Annotated in this window: 22 protein-coding genes; 8 read left to right on the forward strand and 14 right to left on the reverse strand. The window is 65.8% G+C overall.

All coding sequences use genetic code 11. The annotated features are described in order from the left end of the window. Positions 1-24 precede the first annotated feature (24 nt). On the forward strand, positions 25-1167 hold the full coding sequence (locus HL666_RS14080; RefSeq protein WP_172181980.1) for an FUSC family protein: 1143 nt from the start codon (positions 25-27) through the stop codon (positions 1165-1167). A gap of 5 nt (positions 1168-1172) precedes the next feature. On the opposite strand, the gene HL666_RS14085 is transcribed toward HL666_RS14080, so the two are convergent. From HL666_RS14085 to murA, 5 genes are all read right to left on the reverse strand, one after another. Continuing rightward, a complete protein-coding gene (locus HL666_RS14085; RefSeq protein WP_172132503.1) occupies positions 1173-2552 on the reverse strand; it encodes an MATE family efflux transporter in 1380 nt (459 codons plus the stop codon). 664 nt (positions 2553-3216) lie between these two features. Continuing rightward, complete coding sequence (locus HL666_RS14090; protein WP_172132502.1) at positions 3217-3696, reverse strand: DUF2867 domain-containing protein; 480 nt, start codon at positions 3694-3696, stop codon at positions 3217-3219. Between the two features lie 65 nt (positions 3697-3761). After that, entirely contained in the window at positions 3762-4157 is a 396-nt protein-coding gene (locus HL666_RS14095) for a DUF5071 domain-containing protein (protein ID WP_172181982.1), read from the reverse strand. 7 nt (positions 4158-4164) lie between these two features. Next, on the reverse strand, positions 4165-4836 hold the full coding sequence (locus HL666_RS14100) for a HEAT repeat domain-containing protein (protein ID WP_172181984.1): 672 nt from the start codon (positions 4834-4836) through the stop codon (positions 4165-4167). Between the two features lie 428 nt (positions 4837-5264). Continuing rightward, positions 5265-6560, reverse strand: a complete 1296-nt coding sequence (gene murA, locus HL666_RS14105; protein WP_172181986.1) for a UDP-N-acetylglucosamine 1-carboxyvinyltransferase — start codon at positions 6558-6560, stop codon at positions 5265-5267. Positions 6561-6751: 191 nt separating this feature from the next. On the opposite strand from murA, the gene HL666_RS14110 reads away from it, so the two are divergent. Further along, positions 6752-7084, forward strand: coding sequence for a nucleotidyltransferase domain-containing protein (locus HL666_RS14110; RefSeq protein ID WP_172132498.1), 333 nt, complete (start codon positions 6752-6754; stop codon positions 7082-7084). Beyond that, positions 7081-7590 (forward strand): ribonuclease toxin HepT-like protein, encoded by a 510-nt coding sequence (locus HL666_RS14115; RefSeq protein WP_172110528.1) that lies wholly within the window; start codon positions 7081-7083, stop codon positions 7588-7590. The genes HL666_RS14110 and HL666_RS14115 overlap by 4 nt, the downstream gene beginning before the upstream one ends. Positions 7591-7607: 17 nt before the next feature. Here HL666_RS14115 and gyrB read toward each other — a convergent pair whose 3' ends face one another. The 7 genes from gyrB to rpsT form a co-directional block, all read right to left on the reverse strand. Then, positions 7608-10043 (reverse strand): DNA topoisomerase (ATP-hydrolyzing) subunit B, encoded by a 2436-nt coding sequence (gene gyrB, locus HL666_RS14120; protein ID WP_172110527.1) that lies wholly within the window; start codon positions 10041-10043, stop codon positions 7608-7610. Between the two features lie 330 nt (positions 10044-10373). After that, positions 10374-12527 (reverse strand): hypothetical protein, encoded by a 2154-nt coding sequence (locus HL666_RS14125; protein WP_172181988.1) that lies wholly within the window; start codon positions 12525-12527, stop codon positions 10374-10376. A gap of 119 nt (positions 12528-12646) precedes the next feature. Next, positions 12647-13783: a DNA replication/repair protein RecF gene (recF, locus tag HL666_RS14130; protein ID WP_172181990.1), complete on the reverse strand. Its 1137-nt coding sequence runs from the start codon at positions 13781-13783 to the stop codon at positions 12647-12649. 65 nt (positions 13784-13848) lie between these two features. After that, positions 13849-14136: a GIY-YIG nuclease family protein gene (locus tag HL666_RS14135; RefSeq protein WP_172110524.1), complete on the reverse strand. Its 288-nt coding sequence runs from the start codon at positions 14134-14136 to the stop codon at positions 13849-13851. A 71-nt stretch (positions 14137-14207) separates the two neighbouring features. Further along, positions 14208-15326: a DNA polymerase III subunit beta gene (dnaN, locus tag HL666_RS14140; protein WP_042338453.1), complete on the reverse strand. Its 1119-nt coding sequence runs from the start codon at positions 15324-15326 to the stop codon at positions 14208-14210. Between the two features lie 314 nt (positions 15327-15640). Next, the gene (gene dnaA, locus HL666_RS14145; RefSeq protein ID WP_172110522.1) at positions 15641-17074 is read right to left on the reverse strand and encodes a chromosomal replication initiator protein DnaA; all 1434 of its coding nucleotides are present in this window, start codon (positions 17072-17074) and stop codon (positions 15641-15643) included. A gap of 1375 nt (positions 17075-18449) precedes the next feature. Further along, positions 18450-18716, reverse strand: a complete 267-nt coding sequence (gene rpsT, locus HL666_RS14150; protein ID WP_015670320.1) for a 30S ribosomal protein S20 — start codon at positions 18714-18716, stop codon at positions 18450-18452. Between the two features lie 362 nt (positions 18717-19078). On the opposite strand from rpsT, the gene HL666_RS14155 reads away from it, so the two are divergent. The 3 genes from HL666_RS14155 (at position 19079) to HL666_RS14165 (ending at position 21094) form a co-directional block, all read left to right on the forward strand. Then, a complete protein-coding gene (locus HL666_RS14155; RefSeq protein ID WP_172110521.1) occupies positions 19079-19396 on the forward strand; it encodes a hypothetical protein in 318 nt (105 codons plus the stop codon). Between the two features lie 127 nt (positions 19397-19523). Beyond that, positions 19524-20180, forward strand: a complete 657-nt coding sequence (gene msrA / locus HL666_RS14160) for a peptide-methionine (S)-S-oxide reductase MsrA (protein ID WP_172110520.1) — start codon at positions 19524-19526, stop codon at positions 20178-20180. A 197-nt stretch (positions 20181-20377) separates the two neighbouring features. Further along, entirely contained in the window at positions 20378-21094 is a 717-nt protein-coding gene (locus tag HL666_RS14165) for a polysaccharide biosynthesis/export family protein (RefSeq protein WP_172181992.1), read from the forward strand. Positions 21095-21240: 146 nt separating this feature from the next. Here the strand turns inward: HL666_RS14165 and HL666_RS14170 are convergent, their stop codons facing one another. Together HL666_RS14170 and HL666_RS14175 are read right to left on the reverse strand one after the other, a co-directional pair. After that, complete coding sequence (locus HL666_RS14170) at positions 21241-21912, reverse strand: dienelactone hydrolase family protein (protein WP_172110518.1); 672 nt, start codon at positions 21910-21912, stop codon at positions 21241-21243. A gap of 33 nt (positions 21913-21945) precedes the next feature. Continuing rightward, positions 21946-22302 carry a hypothetical protein gene (locus HL666_RS14175; RefSeq protein WP_172181994.1) on the reverse strand — a complete coding sequence of 119 codons (357 nt, stop codon included), beginning with the start codon at positions 22300-22302 and terminating at the stop codon, positions 21946-21948. A gap of 273 nt (positions 22303-22575) precedes the next feature. On the opposite strand from HL666_RS14175, the gene HL666_RS14180 reads away from it, so the two are divergent. Together HL666_RS14180 and HL666_RS14185 are read left to right on the forward strand one after the other, a co-directional pair. Further along, the gene (locus HL666_RS14180) at positions 22576-23064 is read left to right on the forward strand and encodes a (2Fe-2S)-binding protein (protein ID WP_172110516.1); all 489 of its coding nucleotides are present in this window, start codon (positions 22576-22578) and stop codon (positions 23062-23064) included. Further along, the gene (locus tag HL666_RS14185) at positions 23061-25343 is read left to right on the forward strand and encodes a xanthine dehydrogenase family protein molybdopterin-binding subunit (protein ID WP_172181996.1); all 2283 of its coding nucleotides are present in this window, start codon (positions 23061-23063) and stop codon (positions 25341-25343) included. Before HL666_RS14180 ends, HL666_RS14185 begins: the two co-directional genes overlap by 4 nt. Positions 25344-25543: the final 200 nt, after the last annotated feature.

A 25543-nucleotide genomic window follows, 5' to 3' on the forward strand; every position in this document is an offset into this window, starting at 1 on the left:
GGTGCTTTTCGAGGTGATTGACTGATGGCGTCGTTCAAGGAGCTGCTCGGCCGGGTGCGCGCCCGCAAGCCACATATGGCGCTGGCCGTCCGCGGCACGGTGGCGGCAACGCTCGCCTTCGCCATCGCCACCGCCTTCCAGCTCAAGCTGCCGCTGTGGGCGGTGCTGACGTCGCTGATCGTCACCCAAGGCAGCGTCGGGCGCTCGCTGAAGGCGACGCGGGACTACATGTTCGGCACCATCGGCGGCGCGATCTATGGCGGCGCCATCACCGTGTTCATTCCGCATTCCGGCGAGCTGCAATTGTTGGGCATGCTGATCCTGGCGGTGACGCCGCTCGCCTTCATCGCAGCGATCAATCCAAGCCTGAACGCGGCGACGGTGACGTCCGTGATCGTGCTGCTGGTGCCGACCATGGGCAAGCTCGATGGGCTCGGCTCGGCCGTCGACCGTGTGTTCGAGGTCGCCGTCGGCGCGCTGACGGGACTCGTCGTCTCGTTCATCGTGCTGCCCTCGCGCGCCCATGTGCAGATGCGCAGCGCAGCGGGGCGGTTGCTCGAGCTGATCGCCGCGGCGATGACCGAATTGCTCGCCGGCCTCTCGCGCGGCCGCGACAACGACGCGCTGCATCGGATCCAGGACGGCATCGGCACGGCCTTGAGCGAATTGAATGCCACCGGCGCCGAGGCCGAGCGCGAGCGTTCGGCGCGGCTGTCGTCGGGCGCCGACACCGGCCCGCTGTTGCGGACCATCCTGCGGCTGCGGCACGACGTCGTGATGATCGGCCGCGCCAGCGTGGTGCCGCTGCCGTCGGAGCTGCAGGCGCGCCTGTCGGGACCGGTCACCCGCGTCAGCGACGCCATTGCCGGTTACCTGCGCGGCTGCGCCGCCGCCATTCGCAACGGCTCCGGCCCGCCGGCGATCTGGCCGGTCCATGTTGCGGTCAACGCCTATGCCGAGGCGGTCGCCGCCGTCCGCAGCGACGGTCTCACCCGCGGCTTGCCCGGTGACGCCGCCGAGCGCTTCTTCGCGCTCGGCTTCTCGCTCGACCAGATGCGCCAGAACCTGATCGATCTCGAGCGTGTCGTCGCCGAATGGGCGGGGGCATCGAGCGGAAAGACGCACCGGGCGGAGCCGGAGGAGACGTCCGACACGGCCGGTGCATAGCTTGCTCATCGCGACAGCCGCAGGAAGCGCAGCACCAGAAGCGCCGCATAGAGCGTGGTGCCGGCCGACAGCCCGATCCAGATCCCGACGGCGCCGAGCGGGGTGTGGAATCCCAGCGCATACGACGCGGGAAAGCCGACCAGCCAATAGCCGAGCACGGCGAGCAGCAGCGGCACGCGCGTATCCTTGATGCCGCGCAGCGCGCCCACCGCGATGCTCTGCAGCGCGTCGGTGATGAAGAAGGTGGTGCCGACGAGCAGCAGGGTCGCCGCCAGCGCCACGGTGGCATCGGCGTCGACGATGCCCGCGCCCAGGAACAGCCGCACGATCTCGAACCGTGCGACGACGATGCCGAGCGTGAACAGCACGGCCAGGACGAGGCCGAGCAGCATCGCCATCAGGCCGGCACGACGCACGCCATGCGCGTCGTTGCGGCCGACGGCATGGCCGACCCGCACGGTCGCGGCCATGCTGATGCCGAACGGGACCATGAACAGGATCGCGGTGATCTGCAGCGCGATCTGATGCGCAGCGAGCGCGGGCGTGCTGATCAGCCCCATCAGGATGGCCGCAGCGGAAAACAGGCCGTATTCGAGCAGGAACGACAGCGAGATCGGCGCGCCGATGACGAGGAGCTGCCGCATCAGCCGCCAGTCGATCCGCCCCAGCTGCGCGAGCACGCGATAGTCGCGAAACGGCGGGCGGAACGTCGCGAACCACAGGCCGGCGAGAAACGTCGCCAGGTTCACGGTGGAGGTCGCAAGGCCGACGCCGGTCAGGCCGAGCTGCGGAAAACCCCAATGGCCGTACAGCAGCGGATAGACCAGCAGCGCATTGAGCGGGATCGCGGTCAGCGTGATCCAGAGCACCGGCTCCGGGCGATTGACCGCGCCCATGAAGCTGCGCAGCGCCATGAACCACAGCATCGGCGCGATGCCCCAGGCGAGGCCGGCGAGATAGTCTTGGGCAAGGCGCGCCACGCCGGGCGCCTGCCCGAGCACGAGCAGGATGGTTTCGCCGTTCAGCGCGATCAGCATGATCGGCAGCGCGACGAGCAGGCCGGCCCACAGGCCGACGCGCAGCGCACGCCGGACGAGGCCTGCATCTGCAGCGCCGAACGCCTGCGCGGTGAGCGGCGCGACGGCCGACATCAGGCCCATTCCGAACGTGGACCCGACGAAATAGACCGTGCCGGCCAGCGCTGCGGCTGCGACCGGGTCGCCGCCGAGTCGGCCGATGAAGGCGAGGTCGGTCGACATCATCGCGATCTGGGAGAGCTGCGTCAGCGCCATCGGCGCGGCAAGACGGATGGTGTCCCACAGTTCGAGTGCGAGAGGCGGTGTCAGCGCTGATGGCGCGTGGTCGGTTCCTGTTGTCGAGGTCATGAACGGCGCTATAGCAGGCCCCGTGGCGTCATGCACATCACAGCGGCATGTTCGGCGGCGGGACGGTGCGGCGCGGGCGCTTGGATCGTCGGGACGACCCCCATCGATGTCATGGCGCGGCATGGCGCGCTTCGGCACTGATTTGTCTTTGTCGCCGCATGCGTGACTCCGCGATCTCGCGGCACGTTTCGCGCCCGAGCTTTGCTCGACCAGTGCCCCTCGGAAGTGAGAGGGCGCAGGGAAGGCCGGGTGCTTGACCACACCCATGGCCCGCCTGCAAAAGAAGTAGCAGGCGGCAGTCACCACAGGTGGGCCGCACAACCGGCCTTCCCTGCGCAATGGTTGGAACGGCTTATACGTACTCTCCCCGGTGCGCCGGGCTTGTTGGCCACCGTCACCGACAGATCGTTCGCCGGCTTGACCTCAGCGTCGGGAGGCCAGGACCATACGATTTCGCCGTATGCGACCGCTCCTTCGTCCACGCACCGACTCGAGTTGCCCCGAGCGCGCGCTGAAAGCCGCCGCATCCATCGCATCCCACCCCCAACGTTCGTGACGATCGCGAAGCGTCCCTCTCAACGAGGACGGGATGGCGGCATTGTTTCTGATTTGCGGAATTTGCGCAAGCGAAAAATTCGGGAAAGTGAAAATTGGCGGAGGCCAGTCAAGCGGGTGCGGCAATCTGCCGGAGCATGGCCTTCACCACGAGGCGATGAAACGGCGTGATGACGGCGAGATAGACGCGGCCGAGCGCGTTGTGGGTCTGGACCAGGGTGGTCGCCGTCACCTGCGAGGTCGAGTTCAACGGGACAACGTCGACCAGAACGCGGAAATCCAGATGCTTGTCGTCGAAGCCGAGCACCAGTTGCGCTGGCGTTTCGTCGATCACCGGAAACATCCCGATCATGGGACCCGGACGGCGAGCGTCGGCGCCCGAGGTCTTGAGACCGAACGGCCGGACCAGTCCATTGCGGAGCTTCAGGAGCGCGGCCATCCACCAGGGCGCGTGACCGAGCATGCGCTCAGCCGCGGTGCGGGCATCGAGGACCGCGCCGTCGACCGTGATGCGGAAGGCATCGGCGAAATCAGCACCGGCGAGCCATCTGTCACGGTCGACATCGGGAGTGATCTCGTTGATCGTCATGCGTGCGCCTCGAAGGCTGGTCGTTCCTGTATGACGGGTGGCGCGTCTGGGCCCGCTTTTTCACATCATGCCCAACCGAAGCCAGCGAGGACTTGGCTTGCCTGCTGATCGAGCTCCTCACGACGCTCGGCATTGCTTGAAGAGTAGCAGAGGCGCTCGAGCTCCGGACGAAATTCGAGCGCGGTGTCTTGCGGAAGGCCGGGAATCAGCAACTCGATAATCCAATACTTCCAGACGTGATCGTCGGATTTCAAGACATGCCAGATGTGCGGCACCATCGCGGTACCGATCGACGACAGGAATGGGGCGATGATGTGAGCAACGGGCCAGTTGTAATCCTTCAGCCAAACCGTTAGTTCGCCGAGTATAGGGGCGACTGCAGGATAGCCAGCTTGCACGACGGCCCGTGCACCATCGATGTCGTTCTTGCTGCGTGGGAGAAGATGGAAGATGTCGTCCATGGAGCGCCTAAACGTTGACGTCGACAGCATCAACCGCGGGGAGTTTGTGCCCCTCTAAAGCAGCGATGGCCTTCGCAGCCGCCTTTCGCACGTGGCCATCGCGATCGGTGCAGAGCGGGTTGAGGAAGGGAACGACGTCCGAATGTCCGAACGTGCTGGCGAGATCACACGCCCATCGACGATGTCGAGGTAACGCGTCGGTGCGGAAGGCGTCGAATAAGCGCCGCCAATCCGCGCTGGAGACGTTGTTTCGAAGGGTCCACGCGGCCTCGCGCCGAACCTCGGTCTCCGCGTCCGTCTTATAGATTTGAAAGACCGGCTGAAAATCCGACTGACGCCAAATCGCGCCCAATGTGCGGATCGACACCTGTCGCGTGGATCCGGACGGGCTCTTGATCAGGTTCGAGATAGCGTCGTGAGCAGCATCCCATCTCCAATCTTCGATAACCTGGCAGCCTGCGCGTACGACATACTCGGATTGATCGGCCAGGGCACGCAAGATCGCGTCGCTGAGGTTTCGGCCGCTGGCATGCCGGCCGATGACTTCGACGGCGGTTCGCCGAATGAACTGGTCGGCCGACGCCGCCGCGCCGCGCAACAAGGTCAGCGACTCGGTATCATCGCGTGTCAGAAGGGCGCAGATCGATTTGTGTGTGAGCGACATCGAGACGAGAGGCAAGGCGTGACTGGACGGAGGACGAGGTCAGAACGTTACAATGAATTGTACTCGTCGGCACCACACATCTGGTGAGACAATGCATGCCTATTGACCGCTGACGACGACGATGGGAGCGGGCGTATGCGGCACTCTTTGCGGGCTCGACAATCAGATCGAGCGGAGCCACGTTGCGCGTGAATGCGCCCTCTCCCTTTTTGGGAGAGGGCATTTGTGCCGGCTTGGCAGGCTCGGTCGGGTGAGGGGTCTCTCTCCACAAGAGTCGCTAGTGGAGAGAGACCCCTCACCCGAGTGAGTGCGCAGATGGGCCGCTGATGCCCTCTCCCACAAGGGGAGAGGGCGCTGTATTGGCCTTTGCGATGCGGATCGACATCTTATGACGAGATCAGGTGCTTGCGGGCGTGCAGACGGATCGGTCCGCGTGAACCTCTCTACCGTCCCCGCTCCGGCACCCGCGTGATCTTCGCGCCCAGCGCGTTCAGGCGCTCGTCGATGCGTTCGTAGCCGCGTTCGATCTGGTCGGCGTTGTCGATATAAGACGTGCCCTCGGCGCAGAGCGCGGCGAGCAGCATGGCCATGCCGGCACGGATGTCGGGGGAGACGACGCGGGCGCCGCGCAGCTGGCTGGGGCCGGCGACGATGGCGCGGTGCGGGTCGCACAGCACGATGCGGGCGCCCATCGAGATCAGCTTGTCGACGAAGAACATCCGCGACTCGAACATCTTCTCGAACATCAGGATAACGCCCTCGCATTGCGTGGCGGTGACGATCGCGATCGACATCAGATCGGCGGGGAAGGCCGGCCAGGGCTGGTCCTCCAGCTTCGGCACGTGGCCGCCGAAATCGTCCTTGATCTTCATGGTCTGGTCGGAGGGCACGATCAGATCATCACCGGCGACCTCGCAGACGATGCCGAGCCGCTCGAAGCCCATGCGGATCGAGCGCAGATGCTCGGTGCCGGCGCGCACGATGCGTAACGGTGAGCGCGTCACCGCGGCCAGCCCGATCAGCGAGCCGACCTCGATGTGGTCGGGCTGGATCGCGTAGGAGGCCTGGCCGAGCGTGCTGGCGCCGTGGATCACCATGGTGTTGGTGCCGATGCCCTCGATGTTGGCGCCCAGCGCAACCAGGAAATGCGCGAGGTCCTGCACGTGTGGCTCGGAGGCGGCGTTGCGCAAATACGTCGTGCCGTGCGCGGCCACCGCCGCCACCAGCGCGTTCTCGGTGGCGGTGACGCTGGGCTCGTCGAGGAAGACGTCGGCACCCTTCAGGCCGCTGGCGCGCAGCTCGATCTTGTCGGTCGCGGTGACGGTGGCGCCGAGCTGCTCGAAGGCGAGAAAATGCGTATCGAGGCGGCGGCGGCCGATGACGTCGCCGCCCGGCGGCGGCAGCGCCACTTCGCCGCAGCGGGCGAGCAGGGGGCCGGCGAGCAGGATCGAGGCGCGGATGCGCGCGCATAGATCCGGATCGAGGTCGGCGGCGCGAATGTCCTTGGCGTGGATCGCGAGCCGGTTGCGGCCGCGCCATTCGGCGGAGGCACCGACCGAGCGCACCAGCTCGACCAGCGTCTCGGTGTCGCGGATGCGCGGCACGTTGTCGAGCGTCACCGGATGGTCGGTGAGCAGAGCCGCGGCGATGATCGGCAGCGCGGCGTTCTTGTTGCCGGACGGCTCGATCGCGCCCTTGAGCCGGTGACCGCCCTCGACGATGTATTGAATGGGCGCCATGCGCGAAAACCCGTCCTCAGATGACTGTTTGCCAGGGGGCGACCCGCCACAGTGGGGCCCGGATCGCAAATGCCAATAACATGGAAGGCGCGGTCAAGTCACGGATCCCGGGTGTTGTCCGGTGCGGCTCCGGTCCGATGAGGCATTGTGTTGGGCCGCAGGAATGCTGATATTGCGGCTCAGGAGCTGCCATGACCGGTGTCGTCACAATATCGGAACGCAAGGCGCGCGAGACCGCACGGCGGCGGCTGGCGGCGGCCGCTGTCATGGCCGAGCTGAAAACCTTCGCGCAACGCTGCGGCGGCCGCTTCATCGTTTTCGGGTCGGTTGCGCAGCAGCGGCTGTCGTTCGACAGCGATTTCGACGTCATCGTCGATGTTCCGTCCGCGCACGAGGTCGAGGCCGTCGAACTGGTCGAGGACCTCTGTCGTCACCATGAATTGCCAGCCGACATTCATCTCAAATCGCTGGCCAGTGAAAGGCTTCTCGCGCGGATCGCTGATCATGCGGTGATCCTTCCATGAGCGATGACCGCTGGAGCGACGTCGAGGCTGATCTGGACGCTGCCGTGACCCAACTCGGGATGGCGCTGCGAACTTTCGAGCGGGGCGGCTTCGATTCCAATGATCCGGATCTCGCATGGGAGCGGTCCAATGCATTCCTGCACGGGATGGAGACGGGATACACCTTGCTGGAGAAGGCGATTACACGCGTTCTCGATATCCTCGGCGAGACCAGCCCATCCGGAGATGCGTGGCACAAGGATCTCATCGATCGCGTCTCAAGACCGATGCAAGGCGACAGAGGACGGCCAGCGATGTTCGACGCTGCACTTCGCCTCGATCTGCTCGAGCTGATGAGGATGCGTCACCGGGCGAGAAACGCCGTTTACGGCGACTTCGATGCGTCGAAGGCCGGCCCCTCGGTCGAAGCTGCGAGCCACGTTCTCGGCAGGATCCGCGACGCGGTCGCGCAATTCAAGAATGCCGTGGACCCTGCCGGCAAAGCCGAGCCCAGCGGGCCGGTCTAGACCAGCACCGCCCGTCCTTACACGTCGACATTCGCGGACAGCGAGTTGTCCTGGATGAACTCGCGGCGCGGCTCGACGACGTCGCCCATCAGCTTGGTGAAGATGTCGTCGGCCTCGTCGACCTCCTTGACCCTGACCTGCAGCAGCGTCCGCGCCTCGGTGTCGAGCGTGGTTTCCCAGAGTTGCTCCGGGTTCATCTCGCCAAGACCTTTGTAGCGCTGCTGGGTGACGCCCTTGCGGCCGGCATCGATGACGGACTCGAACAGATCGACCGGGCCGTGGATCACGGTCTGGATGTCGCCGCGGCGCAAGGTGCCGGGCTTGGCATAGGCCTCCTGCAGGCGGGCTGCGTAGTCGTCCAGCTTGCGGGCATCGACGGAGGCGAGCAGCGCGTCGTCGATCACGGCGACATCCTTGACGCCGCGCACGGTGCGCTCGAACGTAAAACCCTGGCCCTCGACGAAATGGCCGATCCAGCCGCGCTCGACCTCGTCGGCAAGCACGTCGAGCCGCTTGGCGATATACTCGGCCGCGGCGTCCGCGGTGGCGATGTCGCGGGTGATGTCCGGGCGCAGCACGCCGGCGATCGCGGCCTGCTCGACGACCTTGCGGTCGTAGCGGGTGTGCAGGTTGCGCAGGATGTTGCGGACCAGGCGCGCCTCCTCGACCAGCGCCAGCAGGTCGCGGCCCTTGCGCTCCTCGCCCTCGGCGGTCTTGAACACGCAATCGTCGAGCCCGGTGCCGATCAGATAATCCTCCAGCGCCCGTTCGTCCTTCAGATACTGCTCGGACTTGCCGCGCGTGACTTTGTAGAGCGGCGGCTGGGCGATGTAGAGGTGGCCGCGATCGATGATCTCGCGCATCTGCCGGTAGAAGAAGGTCAGCAGCAGCGTGCGGATGTGGGCGCCGTCGACGTCGGCGTCCGTCATCACGATGATCTTGTGATAGCGCAGCTTGTCGATCGAGAAGTCGTCGCTGATGCCGGTGCCGAGCGCGGTGATCAAGGTACCGATCTGCTCGCTCGACAGCATCTTGTCGGGGCGCACGCGCTCGACATTGAGGATCTTGCCGCGCAGCGGCAGCACCGCCTGGAACTCGCGGTTGCGGCCCTGCTTGGCGCTGCCGCCGGCCGAGTCACCCTCGACGATGAACAGCTCGGACTTGGCCGGATCCTTTTCCTGGCAGTCGGCGAGCTTGCCCGGCAGCGACGAGACGCTGAGCGGATTCTTGCGCGTCAATTCCCGTGCCTTGCGCGCCGCCTCGCGGGCGGCGGCGGCCTGGATCACCTTGCCGACGATCACCTTGGCTTCGCCCGGATGCTCCTCGAACCAGGCGGCGAGCGCCTCGTTGAGCACGTTCTCGACCACGGGGCGCACTTCCGAGGACACCAGCTTGTCCTTGGTCTGCGACGAGAATTTTGGATCCGGCACCTTCACCGAGAGCACCGCGGTGAGACCCTCGCGGCAGTCGTCGCCGGTCAGCGCGATCTTTTCCTTCTTCGCATTGGCCTCGGCGTAGCCGTTCACCTGCCGCGTCAGCGCGCCGCGGAAGCCGGCGAGGTGGGTGCCGCCGTCACGCTGCGGGATGTTGTTGGTGAAGCACAGCACGTTCTCATGATAGCTGTCGTTCCACCACAGCGCAGCTTCCACCGTGATGCCGTTGGCCTCCGAGCGCACCATGATCGGCGCCGGAACGATCGCCTTCTTGTTGCGGTCGAGATATTTGACGAACTCCTCGACGCCGCCGTCGTAATGCATCTCCTCGCGCTTCTCGACCGCATGGCGCATGTCGGAGAGCACGATGTTGACGCCGGAGTTGAGGAAGGCAAGCTCGCGCAGACGATGCTCGAGCGTCGCGTAGTCGTATTCGACGTTCTTGAATGTTTCCGTCGAGGCCAGGAACGTCACCTCGGTGCCGCGCTTGCCCTTGGCCTCGCCGACCACCTTCAGCGGCGCAACGGCGTCGCCATGGGCGAACTCGATGAGATGCTCCTTGTCGTCGCGCCAGACCCGCAACAGCAGCTTGCTCGACAGCGCGTTAACGACCGAGACGCCGACGCCGTGCAGGCCGCCCGACACCTTGTAGGAGTTCTGGTCGAACTTTCCGCCGGCATGCAGCTGGGTCATGATGACCTCGGCAGCCGACACGCCTTCGCCCTTGTGGATGTCGACGGGAATGCCGCGGCCGTCGTCGCGCACGGTGACCGAATTGTCGGGATTGAGAACGACCTCGACCGCGGTGGCATGACCGGCGAGCGCCTCGTCGATGGCGTTGTCGACGACCTCGTAGACCATGTGGTGCAGGCCGGAGCCGTCGTCGGTGTCGCCGATATACATGCCCGGACGCTTGCGCACGGCATCCAGGCCCTTCAACACCCGGATCGATTCTGCGCCGTACTCGTTCGCGGTTGCAGGCTCGTTTTCGGCGATGGTTTGCCGGGCGGGTTCGGTCATGTGAGGCCTTTGAAGGGGTCCCGAAGGGCGATGTCGCGCTAGGGTGCTGAGAGCGCCATTTGTGCCATGAAAGACGGTGCGCGCATAGCGCAAAGTGGCGGCTCCTAAGATATTGAAGAGATGGGTTTTTTTAACCGTTTTTCAAGTCGTGCGGGCGCCTCTTTCGGGGCCCGCGAAGGCGCGATTCGGGGGCTCTCTGGCGGCGGTTCGGACGGCGTCTGAAAAGCGCGGTCCGGGACGCTTTCCATGGGCATCAGGCCGCCCACCGTGGGACGGCCTGGGAATCCGTTGCGGCCCGGGATCGAACGGTGCGCGCGGCGCCTTCGGAGGTCAATAGAGCGGCAGCGACAGGGCCTGGCCGGTCGGGCCCACCATCAGGCCCCAGACGTCGCCAGCGCCGAGTTCGATCGTTTCGGTGACCGGGGCGCGGCTGGCGATCTTGACCTCGTAGCGGTACTTGCCGGGCAGCAGATCGAGCAGCGGGCCCTTGGGCGTCTTGGGACTGCCGGTGCCGGCCGCGATCCTGATCGACTGCCTGTTGATCGTCAGCACGGCGTCGGTCTCGCCGACATTGCCGAGCATGAGCTTGGCCTGGCCGGGCTTCGGCAGGATGTCCGCCTTGGCCGCGGCGTCCGCGTTCTTCTGCACCAGATGGACCGAGGTCTCGCCCTTGGCGCGGCCGAGCGTCAGCACGGCAGGCCCTTGCGGAGACGCGAAGGCGAGCCGGGCCCGGTCGGGTCCCTGCTGCGCGCCGTCGGATGTCTCCCGCCAGCCGAGCTTGGTGAGCTCGGTGCGGTAAAACGCCATCACGGCACTCATCTCGGCCGGCACGCTGGCCTCCAGCTCAAGCCGCAGCGGCGTGTCCATGCCGGGCGCCTTGGATTTCGACGTCGAGCTCGCGCTGCGCTGTTTGGGCACAGGCAGCGCAGCGTCCGGATCGGCCTCGAGCGGCGCCGCGTCCGCCGCCGGCTGAGCTGCAGCCTTTGCGCCGGCCGCGGGCTTGGCCGCGGCGAGCAGGCCGCTGCCGTCCGCCGTCACGTTCACCTTGGGGCCCATCTGCATGATCGTGAACGCGACCGACTTCCCCTTGGCGGAGAACTGCAGGCGCGCCATGGTCGGATTGTCGATCACGGTGGGCGCCTCCTGCCAGCCGGCAGGCTTCAAGGCCGCGCGATAGAAGCCGGTGAGCGCCTTCACCGTCGAGGAGGATTTGAACTCCAGCCGGCCCTGGCTGCCGTCGAACTGCACCGCCTCGGCGGTCTCGGGCAGCGGGATCGGCGCCGGATTGTCGGCACGCGTCTTGAGCGGCGCATCCGACAGCGTTGCGGCTTGGCTTGCGCGGCGGACCTCGTCGGCGGCGATCACCTGCTTGGCCATCGCCGCGGCGTCGGCCATGAACCTGTCGTCGGCATCCTTCTTCGCCTTGGCGCGTGCGGCCAGCGCAGCTTCCGTGGCGCGCACCGACAGCTCGACCATGGTGAGATCGTATTTGCGGGACAGCTTCAGGGTCCCGGTCTCTTCCGCAGAGGTGATTTTGAACGTGGCCTCGTCCGAGGTGCCCGCACCGGCTGCGTCGATCCGCCAGCCGCGCGCCGGCAGCTCGCGGGTGTAGAAGGCGAGCACCGCGGGCAGCTCGGCGATCACGGCGCCTTTGGCCTGGCGGCTCGGCGAGGTCGCGCTGCCCAGGCTCTGCGACCACTTGGTCGGCTTCGGCATCGGCAGGCCGGCGCGGTCGTCGCCGGCCTCGATTTGAGCCGGCAGCGCGAAAGGCGCGATCCGGATCTCGACATTGGTCTTGCCGTCATCGCGGCGAGTCAGACTCACCATGACCGGACTCTGCCGGCGATAACCGTCGCTGTCGTCGTGGCCGAAGAAGGCGCGCACGCCATTCGGCGCGGTCTCGCTGAGATCGGCATTGGGCCAGCGCGCGGCGGTCTCGGCGGTCAACGGCTGCCAGCCGAGGGACGTCATCTCGTTGGCGAAGTAGGCCCGCGCCGCATCCACCGTCATCGGCGCGGCGCAGGACAGATAGGGGCGCGTCTCGTCGAACACGATGTCGGTCGCACCCTCGGGGAACGGCAGGTTCGCGTAGATCCGCTGCGGCGAATAGGTCACGTCCGACTGGTCGGCACGGCCGCCGCTGCCGGTGAAGTACACGGTCAGTCCCTGCTTGCCCTTCTTGTAGTTGAGCGTGGGATTGCGCTCTTCCAGCGGCCGGATGTAGCGCACCCAGCCGTCCGCGCTCAGCGCCTGCTGCGTCGCGGCGTTGGTCGCGGCGACCGGCATCGGCAGACGGTAGACGACGCGATAGCGATCGGGGCGGGAGGTGTCTTCGACAGCACCCTCGACGCGCGGTAGCGCATGCACGTCGACGATGGCGTCGTCGGCACGCGCAGGGACGGCGCAGCTCGCGAGCAGCAAAACGCAGCAGGCAAACAGCCGCAGCCGCGGCGCGGCGATGGCCTGCGGCCAAAGCTCTGACATCACAGATCTCCAGGATTTCGATTGCGGCGCGTGGGCCTACGGGATGTCGGAGGACCTCGTCGTCGATCCAACGACAGCTAGTCGAATCTGGGAACTGATAGGTTCAACGGCGGAATGCCTTACCGCCGGGCGCTGATCCGTCCCGCCTCGACGTCGAAGATCTCGCCGAGCTTGCGTAGTTCGGCAAACGCGGCGGGATCGGCTCCGGTCAGCCATACCTGGGCACCGAGCGTGCCGAGCTCGGCAAACAGCGCGGTGCGCCGGCCGGGATCGAGATGCGCGACGATCTCGTCGAGCAGCAGCATCGGCACGATGCCCGTCGTCTCGGCGACGAGCGTCGCATGCGCGAGGATGAGGCCGATCAAGAGCGCCTTCTGCTCACCGGTCGAGGCATCGCGCGCCGGCACGTTCTTCGGCGCATAGACGACATGGAGATCGGTGAGATGCGGACCATCGAGCGTGCGGCCCGCGGCGGCATCACGCGCACGATTGCCGCGCAGCATCGCGCGATAGCGGTCCTCCACGGCAAGCGCAGGCTCGGTCAGCAGCGCATTCTCCATCCAGCCGTCGAGCGCAATCTCGGCCGAGGGAAAGGCGGAGGCCGCGCCGCGCTGACGCAGCATCGCGGCGAGCTTCACGGCGGTCTGGCCGCGGCTCGCAGCCACGGCGACCGCGAGCTCCGCGGTCTCGCGCTCGATCGCGTCACACCAATGGTCGTCGAAATTGCGCACCTCGAGCAGCCGGTTGCGCGAGCGCAAGCTGCGCTCCAGCGCGGAGACGCGGCTCGAATGCTCGCTGTCGATCGCGAGCACCAGGCGGTCGAAGAAGCGCCGCCGCTCCGACGCCGCGCCCATGAACAGGCCGTCCATCGCCGGCGTCAGCCACACCATGCGGATGTGATCGCCGAACGCCGCCGCCGAGCCGACCGGCTCGCGATCGATGCGGCAGCGGCGCGTGGTATTGGCATCGCTGCGCGGCGGCTCGATGCCGGTGCCGAAGGTCGTCAGGCCCAGCGCGCCCTCGACCTCGGCCGAGACCGCCCAGGAGCCGTCGCCCTGGTTGTCGGCGACGTCCTCGAGCGTGGCCCGGCGCAGGCCGCGTCCCGGCGCGAAGAACGAGATCGCCTCCAGGCAATTGGTCTTGCCGGCGCCATTGGCCCCGACCAGCGCCACCATGTCCGCCTGCACGCTCACGCTCGCAGCGCGATAGCTGCGGAAGTGCGTCAGTGACAGGCGATTGATGCGGGAGGGGGTCATCGGGATGTAGCTGGAAACCCTAGCTCTGTCATTGCCGGGCTTGACCCGGCAATCCATCGTCCGCGTCAGCGGACTATTTCATCGTAGAGATCGCGCCAATCCGGATTGCTCGCCACGATCAGGTCGATCTTCCATTCGCGTGACCAGTGTTTGACGTTCTTCTCACGCTGCAATGCTGCCGCGATCGTTTCATGCGCCTCGAAATAGACGAGCCGCTTGATGCCGTAGCGTCTGGTGAAGCTCTCTGCGAGGCCTTCGCGATGCTCATACACGCGCCGAATGAGATCGTTGGTCACGCCGATATAGAGCGTGCCGCCGGGCTTGCTGGCGAGGATGTACACCCAGTAGGCCATTTGTTGAGATGGATGGCCGGGTCAAGCCCGGCCATGACGAGTGAACTTCAAAGCTCGCAACGGGCGTTGGATCACACCCGCATCGGCATCAGCACGTACAGCGCGTTCCTGTTGTCGCGGTCCTGGATCAGCGTCGGCGAGCCGGGATCGGCCAATCGCAGCACCGCGACCTCACCCTCGATCTGGGCTGCGATGTCGAGCAGGTAGCGCGAGTTGAAGCCGATATCGAGCGCGTCGGCGGCGTATTCGACCTCGAGCTCTTCGGTCGCGCTGCCGGAATCCGGATTGGTCACCGACAGCACCAGCTTGCCCGGCGCCAGCGCCAGCTTCACGGCGCGGCCGCGCTCCGAGGAGATGGTGGAGACGCGGTCGACGGCGGCGGCGAAATCGGCCTTGTCGACGACCAGCTCCTTGTCGTTGTTCTGCGGAATGACGCGGCCATAGTCCGGGAAGGTGCCGTCGATCAGCTTCGAGGTCAGCACCACCTGTCCCAGCGTGAAGCGGATCTTGCCCTGCGACAGCTCGATCCTGATCTCGCTGTCATTGTCCTCGATCAGCCGCTGCACCTCGCCGACGGTCTTGCGCGGCACGATCACGCCCGGCATCTCGGCGGCGCCCGCCGGCTGCGGCAGATCGACCTGGGCGAGGCGGTGGCCGTCGGTGGCCACCGCGCGCAGGGTCGGCTGCTTGGCATTGCCGCCGGCGTGCAGATAGATGCCGTTGAGATAATACCGCGTCTCCTCGGTGGAGATCGCGAACTGGGTGCGGTCGATCAGGCTCTTGATGTCCTTGGCGGGAACGCCGAAGGCATGCGTCATTTCGCCCGCCGCGAGATCCGGGAAGTCGCTCTCCGGCAGCGTCTGCAGGGTAAATTTGGAGCGTCCGGCACGGATCGCCAGCACCGCGCGCTCGCCGTCGCTCTCCAGCACGATCTGCGAGCCGTCCGGCAGCTTGCGCACGATGTCGTAGAACATATGCGCGGGAACCGTGGTGGAGCCCGCGGTGGCGGTCTCGGCGGCCAGCGTTTCCGTGACCTCGAGATCAAGGTCCGTCGCGCGCAGCGACAGCCGCGCATTCTCGGCGCGCACCAGCACGTTGCCCAGGATCGGGATGGTGTTGCGGCGCTCGACCACGCGATGGACGTGGCCCAGCGACTTCAGCAACTGCGCGCGTTCGACGGTCACCTTCATTGCACTTACCCGCCCGTTCCCAACTGATCTCGTCCTGGAATGCCGGCGGGCTATGGCAGCGCCGCGGCCGATGGCACCTCGCGCCCGAACGGCGCTTTGCCAGCGTCCAGGAGCGTGAGGGGGAGGCGTAAAGTGGCGCGGATGAGGCTCAAGCGCAAGGGATGCCGCGCCGATTTCCCATGTTTCGGCAGGCTCTTCCGTGCCCCGGAGGCGTGGTCTCGAGCGCGCTGTCCCGAGCTGGCTGCGAAGGGGCGGAGGATGGCCGGCTGGGGCCGGACGTTCTGTCCATACCCCCCGTGGCCCGTGCGAGCCGTCTAGTCCTGCAACTGGCGCTTCAGGGACTCGACCTCGTCGTTCAGCGTGATGTCCTTGCCGACCAGCGCCTCGATCTTGCGCACGGCGTGCAGCACGGTGGTGTGGTCACGTCCGCCGAAGCGGCGGCCGATCTCGGGCAGGGAGCGCAGGGTCAGCGTTTTGGCCAGATACATCGCCACCTGACGCGGGCGTACCACGTTTGCGGTGCGGCGGGAGGACAGCAGGTCGGAGCGGCTGACGTTGTACTGCCGGGCCACCACGCGCTGGATGTCCTCGATCTTGATCCGCTTCGGCTCCTGCGGCCGGACCAGGTCGCGGACCTCGCGCTCGGCCATGTCGAGCGTGACCGGCTGGTTGTTGAGCTTGGAATGCGCCAGCAGGCGGTTGATGGCGCCTTCGAGATCGCGGCCGTTATGGGTGATCGAGCGGGCGAGATAGTCGAGCACCGGCTCCGGCACGTCGAAGCTCGCATGATGGGCGCGGGCCGCCGCGACGCGCGACTTGAGAATGCCGAGGCGCAGGTCCTCGCCGAGCGTCGCCATCTCGACGACGAGTCCGCCGGCGAGCCGCGAGCGGACGCGATCATCCAGGCTTTCGAGATCGGACGGTGGCCGGTCGGCTGCGATCACAACCTGCCTTCCGGCATCGATCAGGGCGTTCAACGTGTGGCAGAACTCCGCCTGGGTCGACTTGCCCTGCAGGAACTGCAGGTCGTCGATCACCAGCACGTCGATGCCGCGCAGCGCCTCCTTGAAGGCCAGCGCCGTCTGCGATTTCAACGCCGCGACGAAGCCGTACATGAACTTCTCGGCGGTCAGATACAGCACCTTGCGCTCGCCGCCCGCATTGCCCGCCCAGGTCACGGCCTGAAGCAGATGCGTCTTGCCCAGGCCGACGCCGGCATGGATGTAGAGCGGGTTGAACATCACGGGATCGCCGCGGCGGCCATCGGCGACTTGGCGCGCCGCCGCATGAGCGAGCGTGTTGGCCCGGCCGACGACGAAGCTGGCGAAGGTCAGCCTGGGATCGAGCGGCGAGCCGCCGAGCGCGTCATGGCTCGTGGCCAGCGAAGCCGCGGCGGACGTGCGCACCTCGTTGCTGACAGGCTTGGCATCGCTGCGCTCGGCGCGGCGGGCTTCCACGGCGACGGGCGCCTCCTTGGCCGGCGTCGCACAACGCATCGCGGTGCGAACGGAAAGATCGATCCGGTGAACCTCGGGCATCTCGGCCTGCCAGCACGACAGCACGCGCTCGGCATAATGGGCCTGGATCCAGCTCTTCAGGAAACGCGTCGGCACCGACAGATGGACGCTCTCGTCCTGGACGGCCTCGAGGTCCATGCGCGCGAACCAGCTCGTATAGACGTCCTCGCCGACGGTCGAGCGCAGCCGACCCTTCACGCGAGACCAGCGTTCCTGTTCCGAATTTGTCATGTCAGTCGCAACTTTTCGAATTGAGTGGTGGTGTCGAGTGATCGCTGGGGCAGATGTCCCGTCGAAGGACGGGTCTGCCGGGCGAGACCTCGAGCGGAGGACCAACGCCAGCCATGGCTTCGCCGTCCGGCGCGCACGCCGTTGGGCAGATCAATACTGGTCGAGGGGAGTTCTCCGCGAGGTCAGCGCATACTCGGATGCGCGAGGAGGGGAGGTCCGATGGCCGTGCTGATGGTGTTGACCGCTAAGGGTGCGTGATCCGGAACCAGCTCTTGATGTCTCGCAGCGATGTGTCCGTAAAGCATGCAACCTCCCCGCCTCGCCGCGATTGCTCACGGCAAGTTGTCATCTCGCACATGTCCCATAGGCATCCGCGTCCGAACCCCAAGATTCAGCCGCAACGCCATATCCCGTCCATTGTCCACTCACTGAGCGAAGCAGTCGCAAGCTCCAGCCGGTTCGAGCGTTGTCGTATTTCTCTTGTTCAAAACGGCGCAACGATGATGTTGTGCCCGAGAAATTTCGACAAAGTTCAGTCGTTCCCCATACTGCTATGGAGATCGTTCCGGCCATCGCTTTTGAAAGCGTCGCCAACGCGCACACCGCCGCCGATTTGCACGTCCGCCCCGTTTCTAAAACCGCGCTGGTCTCAAGATCGTGGGCGCCGCGAGTGGATTTAAGAAATACACGATGCGTTGGGACTCGCAATCCATTTGATCGGAGCACGCATCGCGAGTCGTCGCGCCGCTTGCCACGCCATGTTGAGCGTTAAGAAAGCAAGGTTTTGAATCATCGCGAGGAATCTCGGATGTGACAAACAACATCGTCTGCCCAAAATTTCTTCATAATTTTTTTACGTTCCGGCCGAGCGTGACCGCTTTTCCAAACACTTGATTGCGCTATGCGCTTAAGTCATTTTCGAGCCGATGTTTTTCGCGATTACTTCAAGCGGGTAACTCCCGCGGTGCGCAGTGCGTGAAGTGAGCGGCGCCTCGAGCGGTCTTGACATCGATGCGCAAACGCGTCGCGCAGATTCGCTGCTGTTTCCGGTGAGACAAAATTGTCACCGCGTAAAATTACGGAACGCCGCGTAGGAATACGGAGCGTGTCAGGTTGGCACGACATCGTAATTGTTCCAGCACGCGCGAAGATCGCAGCGATGCTTCAATGTCGCCATGAAATAGAAGTGTGAGCGCGTCACGCGTGCAATGCGCAGAGCGAAAATGCGCGGAGAAAACGGCGCAACGGCAGAGAAGAGGCGGTAGAGAAGAGGCGCGACGGCAGGCCAAGCGCAGACGGCAGGCCAACCGCAAAAGAAAAGCCCGGCGCGAGCCGGGCTGTTGCGTCTTGGTAGTTCGTCAGTCGCTCGATCGCGTCACTTCGCGAGCTTGGCGATCTGATGCGTGAGGCGCGACACTTTGCGGCTGGCGTTGTTCTTGTGAATGATGTTGCGCTGCGCGGCACGCATCAGCTGCGGCTCGGCATTGGCCATCGCCTTCAAGGCGGCGTCGCGGTCGCCCTTCTTGATCGCGTCCTCGACGGAGCGAACGGCGCCGCGCATCTGGGTGCGGCGCGACTTGTTGACGATGGTGCGGCGGGCAATCTTGCGCGTCGCCTTCTTCGCGGAGGTCGTGTTGGCCATGCTCTCAACTATCCTTCGGCGGCGAGCGTTCGCCGCAATCAGCGGGTACGCGCGCGGTCCGCTCAATTGCGGCCCGATCGACGCGATGGGTTGTTCGGACGCCTCTCTGAGAATGCCATGACCGGAGCGTGTGGGCTCGGTGGATCGGCGCCGCTCAAAGAACAGCGGCGGCGGGATTGCGCCCACCGCCAATGGCGACCTTATAGGGGCAGGCGGTTCGAGCGTCAACGGTCTCGGAAGCCGCAGGGATCGCCGGAACCGGCCAAAAGCCGCTTCTAAGCCCCTGACGAGGTTGAATTTCTAAGGGGGCCCCGCTATGGCCTTGCTGCCGGTCGGGGCGAGCGAGAGAGAGCAGGTGAGGCATGATCCGCGGTTTTTTCCGCCTGGTGGGACTGTTGCTGCTGGCCGGAAGCTTCATCTTCCTGGTCTATGACGGCGCGCGCTGGGTGGCCGACCAGACCCTGCAATTCACCCGGTTCGGTCAGCTCTGGAACGACGTCCACCAGGCGAGCCAGGCGGCCTTCAAGGCCTGGGTCGAGGCCAAGGCGCCGTTCCTGTGGGAGTGGATCGTCAGGGCGTTCCTCGACCAGCCGGTGTTTGCCGTGCTCGGCGTGCTCGGAATTCTCCTGATGCTGCTGTTCCGGCCGCGCCGACCGCTGATCGGCTACGGGCGCGACTGACCGCCGGTCCCGGCGCGGCGTAACATCGCTGCGATCTCCGGCGTAGAGCCCTATATAACCTACAGACCGAAGGTCATCGCGCCGCCGGACCGTTCCGGCGGGCGAATGCCATGCCCGGAGACACCCGATGTTCTTCATGCGCAAGCCGACTGCCGTGCCGAGCGCCGCCGAGGCGCTGCCCGGCCGGGCCCAGCCGATCCCCACCGCCACCAAGCACTTCGTCAATGGCCGTGCTTTGCTGCCGCCCTATCCCGCAGGCCTCGAGCAGGCCGTGTTCGGCCTCGGCTGCTTCTGGGGCGCGGAGCGCAAGTTCTGGCAGCTCGGCGACGGCATCCACGTCACCGCCGTCGGCTATGCCGGCGGTCATACGCCGAACCCGACCTATGAGGAGGTCTGCTCGGGGTTGACCGCGCATACCGAGGTCGTGCTGGTCGTGTTCGATCCAAAGGCCATGTCGTACGAGCGCCTGCTGAAGACGTTCTGGGAGAGCCACGACCCGACCCAGGGCATGCGCCAGGGCAACGACGTCGGCACGCAATATCGCTCGGCGATCTACACGTTCAGCGATGCGCAGCGCGAGACGGCGGAGGCGTCGAAGGCGGCCTATGAGGCGGCGCTCCGCGCCAAGGGACTCGGTGCCATCACCACCGAGATCGGTGCGGCGGGACCGTTCTACTTTGCGGAGGATTATCACCAGCAGTATCTGGCCAAGAACCCGGCCGGCTATTGCGGCCTCGGCGGCACCGGCGTCGCCTGCCCGATCGGTGTCGGCGTCAACGCGTAGGCGCAACGCTGTCGCTTGCCGCCGGCGCGGTGGCGACGAAGCTCAGCTCCCTCTCCCACCTTGTGGGGGAGGTTTTTTTTCGGCGCCGTGGGCTCTGAAGGCGGCGCACTTGCGTACCGCGTGGACCACACGCGCCAACGGTTTGTTAACCTTAACCGCGCATGACTAGGGCGCATCCTCTTTCAGGGATTGTTCGAGTGCGCGCGTTTTTCTTTCCGGTCATTGCCATCTTCTCCACGGTCCTGCTGTCGGGCTGCATGCACACGGCGTCCCCCGTCGCCGTCGGCCAGCCGCAGAGCGATCTCGATGCCATGGCCTATGGGACACCTTCGACCGGCCCGGTTGCCGCCACCGGGCAGGGCGGAGCGATCCCGGCGCTGCGCAACGCGTTCGCTGCCGCTCCGCGCGTCGGAGCCCATGTGGTGCCCTCCGGCTACGCGCCGGCGCGGACCGACACGGCCTATCATCTCGACGCCGGCGACAAGCTGCGCGTCGTCGTTTACGGCCAGGAGGGGCTCACCAACACCTACGCGATCGATGCGGCCGGGTCGATCACGATGCCACTGATCGGCAGCGTGCCGGCGCGTGGCCGGACCACCGCCGGTCTCGCCGCGGAGATCACGGCCAAGCTGCGCAACGGCTATATCCGCGAGCCGTCGGTCGCGGTCGAGATCGAGGCCTATCGTCCGTTCTTCATCCTCGGCGAGGTGCAGGCGCCCGGCCAATATCCCTACGTGCCCAATATGACGGTGGAGAGCGCCATCGCCATCGCCGGCGGTTTCTCGCCGCGCGCGAGGCGCGACATCGTCACGTTGACGCACACCGCCCCCTCGGGCGCTGCCCGCTACGAGGTGCCGCTCGGGACGTCGCTGAAACCCGGTGACACCATCCAGGTCGGCGAGCGCTGGTTCTGATCTTCCGGCTGCGAAGATACATCGCTGCGCAATAGCGCGATACTCCATCCGCCGTCATTGCGAGCGAAGCGAAGCAATCCAGGGCTGCGCGCGCGGCCCTGGATTGCTTCGTCGCTCCGCTCCTCGCAATGACGGTGGAGTGGCCTTCAGCGCAAATGCGTGCCGAAGAAATCCAGGCTGCGCGTCCAGGCGAGGTCGGAACTCGGCTTGTCGTAGCTGGCGCGCTCGTCGCAGCCGAAGCCGTGCTGCGCGCCGGGATAGACGAAGATCTCGACGTCGGGGCGCTTGGCCTCGATGGCCTCGACATCGGCAAGGGGGATGCCGGCATCCTTCTCGCCGAAATGCAGCTGGGTCGGCACGGTCGGCTTGTCGTCGGCGAAGCGCACGATGGCGCCGCCGTAATAGCCGACCGCCGCCTTCAGTCCGGTGAGCTTGGTTGCTGCTGCATAGGCGATGCTGCCGCCGAGGCAGAAGCCGATGATGCCGACCGGCCCCACATCCTTCACCGCGTCGATCGCAGCCTGGGTGTCGTGCAGGAAGCCCTGCCAATCCGGGTTGGCAACGAATTTGCGCGCCACGGCGATTTCATCGGGCGAGTAGCCGGAGGTGAAATTGGGCTCGACCCGGTCGAAGATCGCGGGCGCGATCGCGACGTAGCCCTCCGCAGCAAGCCGGTCGCAGACGTTGCGGATGTGATGGTTGACGCCGAAAATCTCCTGGATCACGACCAGCGCGCCCTTGGCCGCTACCGCCGGATCGGCCCGGTAGGCGCCGAGCTGAAAACCGTCCGATGCCGTCAGCTTGATGTCCTGTCCCACGTTCTGTCCTTCATGATGTCGCGATGCGCGGAGCTACCGCCACATCCAGTTGGTGCCGTAGTCTTCCTTCCATCCCGTCAATCGTCCTTTGCGGAACTTGAGGAACAGGCGATGATGATGCGGGACCATTCCGCTGCCGCCGAGATTGCGGAAGGCGAGATAGGTCTCGTTGCCGGGTGGGCCGTTCAGATAGATCAGTGGCTGCTCCAGCACGCGCGATGTCTCACCGACATCCATACCGAAGGCAAGCGGTGACACGTTGGATAACGTCGCTGTGAAAGGCCGGCGAACGACATCGGGCGTCTGCCCGGCGGCGGCCCGGTCCAAGGTCGCCACACTCGCCAGCACAGCGGCGGCCACGCACAGCGTCATTCGTGCGGATGCTCTCATGGGCTGAACTCTCCTCATCGCCAACCGCTCGTCGCCGGACCGCGTCGGGGGCGTCTCTGTCTTAGCCCGCCCGGCGTCACGAGCCCAGCATCGTTCGCGCTGCACAATGCAAATTGCCGATTCATTTCGCAGGCGATGTTCAAATCCCGTTGCGTCGCCGTGGCAACGCGATCATTCTTATGATGACTGGCATCTCACCGGCGGGTCCCAGCGAATTGATAAATCCGAACTTCGCCGTAAGCGAAGTCGACATGCCGGGCGGGGAAGAAACCAATGCCCAATCTCACCATCAACGGGCGGACCATGTCCGTCGACGCGGCGAACGACACGCCGCTGCTATGGGTCATCCGCGAGCAGCTGCAGATGACCGGCACCAAGTTCGGCTGCGGCGCCGGGCTGTGCGGCGCCTGCACCGTGCATGTCAACGGCGAGGCGGTGCGCTCGTGCCAGACCCTGGTCGGCGACGTCAAGGACAAGAAGATCACCACCATCGAGGGCCTGTCGCAGAAGGGCGATCATCCGTTGCAGAAGGCATGGATCGCCGAGCAGGTGCCGCAATGTGGCTACTGCCAGTCCGGCCAGATCATGCAGGCGGCCTCGCTGCTCGCCAAGACGACGAGCCCGACCAAGGAGGAGATCACGGCGCATATGGACGGCAATCTCTGCCGCTGCATGACCTATTCGCGTATCCAGAAGGCGATCCAGCGCGCCGCATCCGAGATGCGCACCGCGTCGAACGGTAGCGACCGGAGGGCAACATGAACCAGCACGTGAAAGCCGCGCCCACCATGGCCCCCGATCTCAGCCGCCGTTCCTTCCTGGTCGGCACCGCCGCCACCGGCCTCGTGCTCGGCTATGCGGGACTTCCCGATGCCGCGCTCGCGGCAACGACGCCGGCGAGCTTCGAGCCGAGCGTGTGGTACTCGATCGCGCCGGACGGCGTGGTCACCGTGACCTGCGGCAAGGCCGACATGGGTCAGCACATCGCCTCGACCATGGCGCAGATCGTGTGCGAGGAGCTCGGTGCGGCCTGGAAGGACATGCGCGTCCAGCTCGCCTCCAACGATCCGAAGTTCAACGATCCCGTGCTCGGCGCCCAGATCACCGGCGGCAGCTGGAGCACGATGATGAACTTCGACGCGATGAGCCGCGCCGGCGCTGCCGGGCGCATCGCGCTCACCGAAGCCGCCGCGTCAGTGATGGGCGTGCCGGCGAAGGAGCTCGTCGTGCGCGACGGCGTCGTGATGCATTCGAAGTCGAAGAAGCAGATGAGCTATGCCGAGATCGTCAAGAGCGGCAAGATCACCAAGAGCTTCACGCCGGACGAACTGAAGGCGATCACGCTGAAGACGCCCGATCAGTACACCTTGATCGGTGTCTCGGTGCCGCAGCTCGACATCCCCGCGAAGACCAACGGCACGGCCAAGTACGGCATCGATACGATGCTGCCGGGCATGGTCTACGGCAAGGTGGTGACCCCGCCGGTTCGATTCGGCGCCACGGTCAAGTCGGTGGACGACAGCGAGGCCAAGAAGGTCCCGGGCTTCATCAAGACGGTGACGCTCGACGACAAGACCGGCTCCACGTCAGGCTGGGTGGTCGCGGTCGCCAACACCTTCGCCAACGCCAAGAAGGCGGCGGATGCGCTCAAGATCACCTATGACAAGGGCCCGTACGCCAATGTCAGCACCGACAACATCCTCACCGAGGCGATGCGGCTGCAGGCGCAGGACGATTCCGGGCAGTTCTTCGTCAAGGACGGCGATCCCGTCGCGGCGCTGTCGGGTGCAGCGAAAGTGCTGGAGGCGGAGTACACCACCAGCATCAACATCCACGCGCCGATGGAGCCGATGAACGCGACCGCCGAGTTCAAGGGCGACATCCTGCACATCTACTCCGGCAATCAGTTCGCGACCCGCTCCGGCGCGATCGCGGCGGGTGCCGCCGGGATTGATCCGAAATACGTCGTGATGCACCAGGCCTGGCTCGGCGGCGGCTTCGGCCGCAGGCTCGATGCCGACATGATGGTGCCGGCGGTGCAGGCGGCGAAAGCGGTCGGCAAGCCGGTCAAGGTGATCTATTCCCGCGAGAACGACATGACGATGGACTACTCGCGGCCGCTCACCTACCAGAAAGTCAAGGCGGGGCTCGATGCCAGCGGCAAGCTGATCGCGCTCAGCCACGACGTCGTCTCGGCCTGGCCGACGGCGCGCTGGGGCATTCCCGACTTCCTGTCGCCGTCGGTCGACAAGAAGGGCCCGCTCGACTCGTTCACGGTCAACGGCGCCGACTTCTTCTACACCGTGCCCAACCACCATGTGCGCGCGATCAAGAACGAGCTCGCGCACAATGCGACGCCGTCCGGGCAGCTGCGCTCGGTGGCGCCGGGTTGGACGTTCTGGGCGGTCGAGAGCATGATCGACGAGATCGCGGTGGCCTCGGGGCAAGACCCGGCGCAGTTCCGCATCGCGCTGCTCGACGGCAAGGGCAAGAACGATGGCGGCGCGCAGCGGCTGCGCAACACGCTGCTCGCGGCGATGGGCCTGTCCGGCTATGGCGCCAAGAAGCTGCCGAAAGGCGAGGGCATGGGCGTCGCCTGCGTGTCGTCGCAGGAGCGCGCCACGGCGAGCTGGACGGCCTGCGTCGCCCACGTCGCGGTCGCGGACACCGGCGCGGTCACGGTGAAGAAGCTCACCGTGGCGACCGACGTCGGCACGCAGGTGCATCCCGACAACATCCGCGCCCAGGTCGAGGGCGCGGCGCTGTGGGGTCTGTCGCTGGCGATGTACGAGAAGGCGACGTTGAAGGATGGCGGCATCGAGCAGACCAACTTCGACAGCTACACGCCGCTGCGGATGAGCCAGGTGCCGGAGGTCGCGATCGCCGTCATCGCCAATGGTGAGAAGGCGACCGGCGTCGGCGAGCCCGCGGTGACCGTGGTCGCGCCGGCGCTCGGCAACGCCATCTACAACGCCTGCGGCGCGCGGCTGCGCGCGCTGCCGATCACCGCGCAGGCGGTGAAGGCGGCGATGAAGGCGTAGCGTCGCCGCAAGGCCGGTCGCAGTATCTGGGAACCGCCGGGGCACGTCTCCGGCGGTTCTTTTCTTGCGATGCGATCAGGCGCGGCGCGGCACAATTTGAACGATCCTCTTAACGCTTCGCACACCTGAAACGATACAGCTTGAATGATCGGCTTAAGCCGCGACGAACCCGTATCCCGGTAACTTGCAAGGGCAGCAAA

Source organism: Bradyrhizobium aeschynomenes (genome assembly GCF_013178945.1).
GTDB classification, from domain to species: domain Bacteria; phylum Pseudomonadota; class Alphaproteobacteria; order Rhizobiales; family Xanthobacteraceae; genus Bradyrhizobium; species Bradyrhizobium aeschynomenes.